Genomic DNA, 9,162 nt, shown 5'->3' with positions numbered 1-9,162 from the left:
TAGCTTTAGGAGTTGACCATCACTCCAGGCGGCAACGGTGCTCACCGGCCGGCGGCTCGGTGATCAGCCTCCCGCTCCAGAGACAGAATCCCCGTCAAGGACACGCTGATCAACACCCATTAGGCGGTCAAACCGCCTGGCGGATCATCCGCACCAACCGAGGGGGCCTGTTTATCGAGTCCTTCCGACGGTTCAGGTACGGCGACGGCTTCTCCCATTCCCGCGCGCTCGGGTTTCAGCTCGCGCTGGCCATGGTGCCTTTCATGATCGCCGGTGTCGGGCTCAGCAACACCTTGTATGCCGACCGGATCGGAACCGTCCTGAGGATGACACTGCTTCAGTTGACCCCTGGGGCGTCCGACGAGGTGGTCCGCAATGCACTTCGGCAGTCTCACGGTGACGACAGCTCGGTGGTGGCGCTGTGGCTGGGCCTGTTCCTGGCCGTCTTCGCCATGACGACCGCCATGGGGCAAGTCGAACGCGGCGCCAACCGCATCTACGGCATCCGACGCGACCGCCCGGCTCTGCGCAAATATAGCCGCGCTTTCGGTATGGCCTTTCTGGCCGGCTTCCCCGCGCTCATCGGCTACATCGTGTTGATCGCGGCGTCCACGTTCGGCGAGGCCGTCGAGCGGGTGTTCGGCCTCGACGACGACGAGGTCACGATCATCGCCATGCCGGTGGGCGTCGCACTACTGCTCGGCTCAGTCACTGTAATGATGAAGTTCGCACCACGCCGACGCCAGCCGGGATGGTCGTTTCTCACCCTGGGAACTGGCACAGCTCTCTTGCTGCTGTTGTTGTTCACCGGTCTGGTCGCCGTGTATCTGATGTTCTCCGACGACCTCGGTAACGTCTACGGCCCGCTGACGGCGGTCGTGGTGTTGTTGCTGTGGGGACTGCTGACCTCCATCGCCATCTTTCTGGCCCTGGCCATCTCGGCCCAGATCGAGTCCAAGTGCGCAGGTGAGCACGAGGGCGCGCTCGATGATCCCGAAGAAGTCGCTGTGGACTCGCGAGGTTAGCCACTCCGTGTCGCCGCCGACACGGTCGGCGGGACTGTCAACTTCGTCGTCTCCTGCACCGATCGGCCAGCCACCGCGCCGCTGCGCCGATCGGTCGATGGGTCACCGCGTACAACGCGGCAAGAAACACCATCACCACGCCCAGAACCATGAGTACGACGCCGCCTTGGACCGGCAAGATGGACCCGAGCACCAACAGCGCAAGGCCCAGCACCACTAGGGCGGCGGCCTTGAGCCCTCGCCGCACCGACCATCGCCGTGCCGCGGCGTCGGCCGCCACAAGCTCGTAGTCCAAGCCGCCGGCGCGCAACTGTCGCTCGATCTGAGCGAAAGCGTGCTGTTCATGCTCGGAAAGTGTCATCGTCCAGTCCCTTCCACTACCAACACATCAGCCGTGGAATGCCCTCTGTCGCCGTCGATATGCCTGCGTCTGCAGGATTTATGCTCGGCGGACGAATCGTGCGGCCTCGTCGACATGTTCAGCGCTCACGAAGACGTCGTAACGGGCCGCCGTCAGGGTGTGCACGCTGGAGAAGTCGCGTCGCCCGCGAGTCGACCAGTGCGCGATGAACCCGAAAGCCGCGCCGAACAACGCTCCGATGAGGATCGGGATCAGCAGCACCCAGATCCATTGCCAGAACGGGCCGACGGTGAACAGCAAGAACAGCAACCCGATGAACACGCCGAGCCACGCGCCGGTCGCGGCACCTGCCAACGCCGCCTTGGCCTTGGTCATCCGGCCGGTGACGTGTTCGACGGTGCGTACGCCGTCGCCGACGATGCTGACGTGCTCCACCGGGAAGCCGCCGTCGGACATTCGGTCCACCAACTCCTGGGCGTCGGCGTAGGCCTCGAAGGAGGCCAGCAGCCGCCTCCTCTCGAAGGTCTTCGCATCGGTGTCCGGATTTCCGGTGGCATCGCGCACGGTGTCGGACATTGTGTGCCTCCCTATCGGTGCTCTTGTGTCGGGCTCAGATAGTGGTTCCCACGTTGCTGCCGGCTATTCGTGCGCCCGAGCATGAATGCGCCCTCGCCGCAGCCTCAGCCCAATCGCTGCACCGCAGCCTCAGCCCAATCGCTGCACCGCAGCGGCGATACGCTCGTCGGTGGCCGTCAGCGCCACCCGCACGTGCCGCGCCCCGCCGGGCCCGTAGAACTCACCGGGAGCGGCGAGGATGCCGCGCTGCGCGAGCCACGCGACGGTGTCCCGGCACGGTTCGCCGCGGGTGGCCCACAGGTAGAGCCCGGCCTCGGAGTGGTCGACGGTGAAACCCGCCGAGCGCAGTGCCGGCAGCAGGACGTCTCGCCTGCGGGCGTAGCGCTCGCGCTGAGACTGTTCGTGCGCGTCGTCCTCGAGCGCGGCCACCATCGCGGCTTGCACCGGGGTGGGCACCATCATGCCGGCGTGCTTGCGCACCGCCAGGAGCTCGGCCACGAGGGCCGCGTCGCCCGCGACGAAGCCCGCCCGATAACCGGCCAGCGACGAGGTCTTCGACAGCGAGTGCACGGCCAGCAGGCCGGTGTGGTCGCCGCCGCAGACGTCCGGGTGTAGCACCGACAATGGAGCGGCGTCCCAGCCGAGCCCGAGGTAACACTCGTCGGAGGCGATCAGCACGCCGCGTTCTCTGGCCCATTCGACGACTTTGCGCAGGTGGTCCACGCCGAGAACCTTGCCGGTCGGATTGCTCGGCGAGTTCAGGTAGACGAGCGGCGGTGAGGCCGGCCCGAGCTGGGTCAGCGAATCGGCCCGCAGCACGGCGGCGTCGGCCAGCAGTGCCCCCACCTCGTAGGTGGGATACGCCAGCTCCGGCACCACGACGGTGTCGGCACCGCCGAGCCCGAGAAGCGTCGGCAGCCAGGCGATCAACTCTTTGGTGCCGATCACCGGCAGGACCGCACCGGGTGACAGGCCGGTGATGGCGTATCTGCGGTGCAGCGCGGCGACTGCAGCCTCGCGCAGCGCCGACGTGCCGGCGGTCGTCGGGTACCCGGGGGCAGCACTGGCTGCGGCGAGCGCGTCGCGGATCAGCGGCGCCACCGGATCGACCGGGGTGCCGACAGACAGGTCGACGATGCCGCCGGGGTGGGCCCGCGCGAGGGCGGTCACGTCGGCCAGAGTGTCCCACGGGAACACCGGAAGCGACGCCGACCTCAGCGGCCGGCGGGTGCCCTCAGGCTGCTCGTGCTGGGCGGGAGGCTGCGCCGTGGTTCTCAGTCCTCACCCTGCGGGGGAAGGTCCTTGACGACCTGCGGGTCGTTGTCGGTCTGACCGACCTTCGACGCCCCACCGGGCGAGCCGAGTTCGGCGAAGAAGTCGGCGTTGATCTGGGTGTAGCTGCCCCACTGATCAGGCACGTCGTCTTCGTAGTAGATCGCCTCGACCGGGCAAACCGGCTCACAGGCGCCGCAGTCGACGCATTCATCCGGGTGGATGTACAGCATCCGTGCGCCCTCGTAGATGCAGTCGACAGGGCACTCCTCGATACATGCCTTGTCTTTGACGTCGACGCAGGGTTCGGCGATCGTGTACGTCACGAACTTCTCCTCGAGTTCTCTCCAGCTACTACCTACCAGTGGGCTGCTGCTAGGCGGGGCTCAGCTATCGACCACGGCCAGCCTCAGCAAGTATCCCTGCCGTTAGTTGGACGCGTGTCTCAGTGTGCCCTAACTTGCACGGCAACCCGACTCAGGGATTGCGCGTGGTTACTGATACTAAACGTCGCACATACAAGTCACCTAGTGTGCCACGGCTACGCACCCGGATGCACTGCCGCCTCTCCCCCGCCCCGCGAGCGCACGGGCGGCCACTCAGGTGGTGCGCTGTCGCTGGGTGAGCGCCCCGCCGGTCACCGCCGTCGGACCGTCGAGCACGGCGAACTCGCGGATGGACAGCTCCGCGAAGTGTGGGCTGTCGAGCAGACCGCCGAACACCGCGGTGTCGCGGCTCGCCTGGGCGGCGTCGCGAGATGCGAATACGTACACGCCGCCGTAGGTGTTCGTGTCGGGGTCGGCGAGCCAGACCTTGGTCAGCAGCACGGGCCAGGCAATGAATGCCGCGGCGATCTGCTCGGCGTGAGCGGTGTAGGCCTCGGGTGCGAGATCGGCCAGAGCGAAGGTGACGATCCGCACGTACATGTGGCTCCTCGGGTGGGTCAGGCGATGGGGCGGGCTCGACGCGCAGCTCGCCGGTCACGAAGTTGACGGTTCCGGTGTGGGCGACGACGGTGGTGTTGAGGTATCCGACTGCCGGGTGGGCGGTTTGGAATCTGGCGCTGACGTGGATGGTGTAAGGCTCGGCGGGCCAGGCGAATCCGGGCACAGCGATGTCCTCAGGCCGGGGCCGGCCGATATCCCGTGGGGGAAGCAGGAGACCGGTCAGCTCCACCGCGATGGTTTCGTGGTCACCGGTGGTGATCACCTCGTGTCCGCGGACCACGCCGGCGCCGTCGTGTCGAATCCTGAAGTAGTCCACCCCTTCGACCGCAGCGCCGTCGAGTTCACCGGCGGTGAGGGTGCCGGCGAAGTGTCCGTCGAGCCGGAAGCCCTCGGCGACAGGGCCGATCGGGACGACGCGGCTGAATCGTCCGTCGAATCGGTAGAGCAGTTCTGTGGTGGTCATGCGGTGGCCCTCTCCGATGGTTGGTGTTCGTCGGCGCCGAATTCGTCGAGCAGCGAGGCGATCTGGTCATGAGTCGGCGCCGGGACCGGCTCGGCCTGACTGGCGGCCAGAACCGAGTCCAGGCTGTGGTCGATACCGCGCCGGACCGGAGGCAGGTGTGACGAGAGCAGCACGGAGGATCGAGCCCACGAACGGCTTCGATCTGGTCGCGCAGCTTGGTACCGTCGGCGTGGGCAACCCACGGGCTGTCGGTGCCGGCCCAGGCCACCTGCGCGGACCGCAGCTCGTCCGGGTCGATGTGGTCGGTGTCCGGCCCTGCGACCAGGTCGGCGGGAAGTGGCGCACCGAAGCAGTCCGAGCTGAAATATGCGCCGGTCGATCGGTCGAGGAAACCCAGCGTCCCGGGGCTGTCGTAGAGCGGAGGCCGAACGGCCCGCAGCACCCGGTCGCCGACGTGGACGTCGTCGCCGGGGTTGACGATGCGGGTTCTGTCGAACGGCGGGGCGCCGGCGGGTGCGGCCCGCCCGAAGGTCAGGAAGGTTCCGAGAACTGTTGCCTTGGGAGCCAACTCGAGAAGTCGCTCCAGGGCGCCGGCGTGGTCGCGGTCCTCATGGGTCAGCCAGATCCATTTCAGTTCCGGCAGTTTCACGCGGTCGGCGAGGGCGTCGACAAAATCCGGCGCGAGTACGCCCGTGCCGGTGTCGACCAGAACCGGCTCGGCGGAATGCAGCAGGAAGGCGTTCATCGGGATGACACCCATGCCCGGGACCGGCCAGTAGGTCGGGAGGACATCCACCCCGGAAGATGCGGCGAACGGGTTGCCGACATGTGGTGGGTTCATGGTGTCACTCGGCCGATCTCGCTGGATCTGGAGTTCAACGGGGTCAACCCCGGCATGGGTCACGGCGAGGTCGCCGGGTTCGAGGCGTCGGTTGTACTGAACCGCAAGGACTTCGGCGTCGACATCGATATCCCGTTGGAGACCGGAGGCGCGGTCGTCGGCGACAAGGTGACGATCACGCTCGAGATCGAGGCTCTCAAGCAGGCCTGACGCCGGTACGGAAGGCCACCGCGGTCACGTCGCGGTGGCCTTCGCCGGCACTACTCGGTGATCGAATGACTGATCTCCCCGATCTGATCGATGACCAGCGTGAGCCGGTCTCCCGGCTGTAACCACCGACCCGTCTCCATACCGCTGCCACCCGGCAGGGTGCCGGTCGCGAACAGTTCTCCCGGATAGAGATATTCGCTACGCGAGGCGTGCGCGAGCACCTCACCGATCGACCACTGCATCCCCCGGCTGAACACCGTGCCGACCGTGGAGCCGTTGACACTGACCGAACCGCTCAGCTCGTCCAGCCTGGGCACGATCTCGTCGGCGGAGACCGCCACCACCGACATCGAGGATGCGAAGTGCTTGGACTTCTGCGGCCCCAGCCCGGTGGCCATCTCGCTGCGCTGCACGTCGCGGGCGCTGAAGTCGTTGACGACGACGAACGCGCCGACCGCGTCGAGCGCCTCCTGCGGGGTCGCGTTGTACAGCGGCGACCTCAGCACGAAGCCGAGTTCCAGCTCGAAGTCCAACGCCGACGAATACGAGGGGATCGCCACCGGGGCACCGCTGGGGATGAAGCTGAGGTGGTTGGACATGTAGTAGATCGGTTGCCGGTAGAACAGTCCTTTGGGCTTGAACAGTGGAAACGGTTTGCGGGTCAGCTTCTCGACGAGCGTGGCTGCCCGGGCCTGGGCGGGGTGGAACCGGCGGACCAGCCCGCGGGCCGCATCGACGGCGTGCTGCTCGTAGAGCATGAAGTCACGAAACGACGCCGGCTGGAATGGCAGCACGTTGCCGGACAGGTCGACATGCCTTCGGGCACTGGCGAGTTCCCAATCGGAGTCGAAGACCGTGCCGCCGAGAACAGCCTGATCCTGCGCGGGGACCCAGGAGCCATCCGGCGTCATCGACTGCAGGGTCAGCCGGCCGTCGGCGAGCGTGCGTCGCAGTTTCACACCGTCCGTCCTACCAGGCTCGGCCAGGGGCAGGAAGAGACGGGTAGACACGCGGCGGGCGCGGAACAGGGGGTCAGGCGGCCAGAGGGGTGTAGGTGGTGGTGCGCTGCCGGGCCGGACGGCCGATGCCGGCCGCGATGCCGATCAGATCCTCGATGCTCTTGTACGAGCCGAACTCCGAGCCGGCCATCCGCGAGATGGTCTCCTCCATCAAGGTGCCGCCGAGATCGTTGGCCCCGCCGTTGAGCATCACCTGGGTGCGCTCGACGCCGAGCTTCACCCAGCTGGTCTGGATGTTGGAGATCCTGCCGTGCAACATGATCCGCGCCAGCGCATGCACTGCGCGGTTGTCCCGGTGCGTCGGCCCGGGGCGCGCCCCGCCCGCCAGGTACAGCGGCGAGGACTGGTGCACGAACGGCAACGGCACGAACTCGGTGAAACCTCCGGTGCGGTCCTGGATCTCGCGCAGCACCCGCAAATGTCCGACCCAGTGGCGTGGCGCGTCGACGTGGCCGTACATCATCGTCGAACTCGACCGCAGCCCGACTTCATGTGCCGTCGTGACCACTTCGATCCACATCGAGGTGGGCAGCTTGCCCTTGGTCAGCACCCACCGCACCTCGTCGTCGAGGATCTCTGCCGCCGTACCGGGAATGCTGTCCAGCCCCGCCTCCCGCAGCTCGGTGAGCCAATCACGAATGCTGACACCGCTTTTGGCGACCCCGTTGGTGATCTCCATTGGGCTGAACGCGTGCACATGCATCGACGGCACGCGCGCCTTGACCGCACGAACCAGGTCGGCATACCCGGTGACGGGTAACTCGGGGTCGATACCACCCTGCATGCACACCTCGGTCGCCCCGGCGGCGTGCGCCTCCCATGCCCGCTGTGCGACCTCGTCGGTCGACAGCGAGAACGCGTCGGCGTCCCCTTTGCGCTGGGCGAACGCGCAGAACCGGCAGCCTGTGTAGCAGATGTTGGTGAAGTTGATGTTGCGGTTGACGACGAACGTGACGTCGTCACCGACGGCGTCGCGCCGCAGCGAATCGGCCAGCGCGGCAACGGCATCCATCGCAGGACCATCCGCGGTGGCCAGCGCGAGGTACTCGTCGTCGGTGCAGCCGGCGGGATCGCGCTCGGCCGAGCGCAGCGCGGCGAGCACGTCGGTGTCCACCCGTTCGGGAGCGCGGGTGGCCAGCTCGTGCACCTTCTCCCGGATGGACTCCCAGTCACCGAACGCGCTGCCCAGATCACTGCGGGTCTCGGTCAGCCTGCCCTCGGCGTCGATCGCGGCGTGCAGGTCGGTGCGGCCCAACGACTCGGTCGCCTCGTCGGGCTCCTGCCAGGGGCGGCCCACCGGATTGACATCGAGGGCGTAGCCGGTGTCGGGGTCGGCGAGGGCGTCGACGTGCCCCTGCACCCGGGGGTCGATCCAGCCGGCGCGGGCCTGCACGTACTGCGGCTGCGCCGTCAGTCGCTGCACCAGGTCGTAGCCCGCTTCGGCCGTCACCGCCGCGAGCTCGTCGAGCGCGGGCCAGGGACGCTCGGGGTTGACGTGGTCGGGCGTCAAGGGCGACACCCCGCCCCAGTCGTCCACACCTGCTCCGAGAAGCGCCAGACAGTCGGCCCGTGACACCAGGTTCGGCGGGGCCTGGATGCGCACCTTGGGCCCCATCACCAGCCGGCTGACGGCCAGCGTGGCCAGGAACTCGTCGATCTCCGCGTCCGGCGTTGCCGCCATCGCGGTGTGCTCCTTGGCGCGGAAGTTCTGCACGATCACTTCCTGGACGTGCCCGAACGACTTTTGTGACCGGCGGATGGCGTGGATGGTCTCGGCGCGCTCGCGCACCGTCTCACCGATGCCCACCAGCAGCCCGGTGGTGAACGGAATCGACAACCGGCCGGCGTCGTCGAGCGTCCGCAACCGCACCTCGGGATCTTTGTCCGGGCTGCCGTAGTGAGCTTCCCCGCGCGTCTCGAACAGCCGCCGCGACGTCGTCTCGAGCATCATCCCCATCGACGGTGCGACCGGCTTGAGCCGAGACAGTTCCGTCCAGCTCATCACGCCCGGGTTGAGGTGCGGCAGCAGACCGGTCTCCTCGAGCACCCTGATCGCCATCGCCCGCACATAGTCCAGAGTTGAGTCGTAACCCCGCTCGTCGAGCCATTGACGCGCCTCGTCCCACCGTTCTTCCGGGCGGTCGCCGAGGGTGAACAACGCTTCTTTGCAACCCAGTTCGGCGCCACGACGAGCGACGTCGAGGATTTCGTCGGGCTCCATGTACATGCCCTTGCCCGCTGCACGCAGCCGGCCGGGGACGGTGACGAAGGTGCAGTAGTGGCAGGTGTCGCGGCACAGGTGCGTGACGGGGATGAACACCTTGCGCGAGTAGCTGATGGGCAGCCGGCCTGTCGGGCCTCGTCGGCCCGCGGCTTCCAGTCCGGCGTCGCGTACCCGCGCGGCGCTGGCGCACAGGTCGGCCAGATCGTCGCCGCGCGCCGTCAGCG

The 9,162-nt window shown here is 67.4% G+C and carries 10 protein-coding genes and 1 pseudogene; 2 read left to right on the top strand and 9 right to left on the bottom strand.

Features of this window, described 5'->3' with window-relative positions; translation table 11 throughout:
- The first annotated feature begins 59 nt into the window (after positions 1-59).
- Complete coding sequence (locus WA944_RS23710) at positions 60-1,025, top strand: YhjD/YihY/BrkB family envelope integrity protein (RefSeq protein WP_526372766.1); 966 nt, start codon at positions 60-62, stop codon at positions 1,023-1,025.
- Between the two features lie 37 nt (positions 1,026-1,062).
- Here the strand turns inward: WA944_RS23710 and WA944_RS23705 are convergent, their stop codons facing one another.
- The 7 genes and pseudogenes from WA944_RS23705 to WA944_RS23675 form a co-directional block, all read right to left on the bottom strand.
- Positions 1,063-1,386: a DUF3040 domain-containing protein gene (locus tag WA944_RS23705; RefSeq protein ID WP_526372764.1), complete on the bottom strand. Its 324-nt coding sequence runs from the start codon at positions 1,384-1,386 to the stop codon at positions 1,063-1,065.
- A gap of 78 nt (positions 1,387-1,464) precedes the next feature.
- Positions 1,465-1,962 carry a general stress protein gene (locus WA944_RS23700; protein WP_526369007.1) on the bottom strand — a complete coding sequence of 166 codons (498 nt, stop codon included), beginning with the start codon at positions 1,960-1,962 and terminating at the stop codon, positions 1,465-1,467.
- A 129-nt stretch (positions 1,963-2,091) separates the two neighbouring features.
- A complete protein-coding gene (gene dapC, locus WA944_RS23695) occupies positions 2,092-3,180 on the bottom strand; it encodes a succinyldiaminopimelate transaminase (protein WP_526369013.1) in 1,089 nt (362 codons plus the stop codon).
- 56 nt (positions 3,181-3,236) lie between these two features.
- Positions 3,237-3,560 (bottom strand): ferredoxin, encoded by a 324-nt coding sequence (gene fdxA / locus WA944_RS23690; protein WP_159231102.1) that lies wholly within the window; start codon positions 3,558-3,560, stop codon positions 3,237-3,239.
- A gap of 273 nt (positions 3,561-3,833) precedes the next feature.
- Positions 3,834-4,160 carry a YdhR family protein gene (locus WA944_RS23685; protein ID WP_526369005.1) on the bottom strand — a complete coding sequence of 109 codons (327 nt, stop codon included), beginning with the start codon at positions 4,158-4,160 and terminating at the stop codon, positions 3,834-3,836.
- 139 nt (positions 4,161-4,299) lie between these two features.
- Positions 4,300-4,497: pseudogene (locus WA944_RS23680) on the bottom strand (hypothetical protein); the annotation flags it as partial.
- 25 nt (positions 4,498-4,522) lie between these two features.
- Positions 4,523-5,353: an MBL fold metallo-hydrolase gene (locus WA944_RS23675; protein WP_526369011.1), complete on the bottom strand. Its 831-nt coding sequence runs from the start codon at positions 5,351-5,353 to the stop codon at positions 4,523-4,525.
- On the opposite strand from WA944_RS23675, the gene WA944_RS23670 reads away from it, so the two are divergent.
- Positions 5,240-5,695 (top strand): YceI family protein, encoded by a 456-nt coding sequence (locus WA944_RS23670; RefSeq protein WP_526369003.1) that lies wholly within the window; start codon positions 5,240-5,242, stop codon positions 5,693-5,695. The two genes, WA944_RS23675 and WA944_RS23670, sit on opposite strands and share 114 nt — an antisense overlap.
- 50 nt (positions 5,696-5,745) lie before the next feature.
- Here WA944_RS23670 and WA944_RS23665 read toward each other — a convergent pair whose 3' ends face one another.
- The gene (locus tag WA944_RS23665) at positions 5,746-6,654 is read right to left on the bottom strand and encodes a fumarylacetoacetate hydrolase family protein (RefSeq protein ID WP_526369001.1); all 909 of its coding nucleotides are present in this window, start codon (positions 6,652-6,654) and stop codon (positions 5,746-5,748) included.
- A gap of 73 nt (positions 6,655-6,727) precedes the next feature.
- Positions 6,728-9,162, bottom strand: a 2,435-nt coding sequence (locus WA944_RS23660; RefSeq protein WP_526611347.1) for a bifunctional FO biosynthesis protein CofGH, incomplete at its 5' end; no start/stop codon positions are given.

It is taken from the genome of Mycobacterium sp., from assembly GCF_049683355.1.
Lineage (GTDB): Bacteria > Actinomycetota > Actinomycetes > Mycobacteriales > Mycobacteriaceae > Mycobacterium.
The sequence above is the reverse complement of the archived record's forward strand: the minus strand, read 5'-3'. Positions and strand labels throughout refer to the sequence as shown.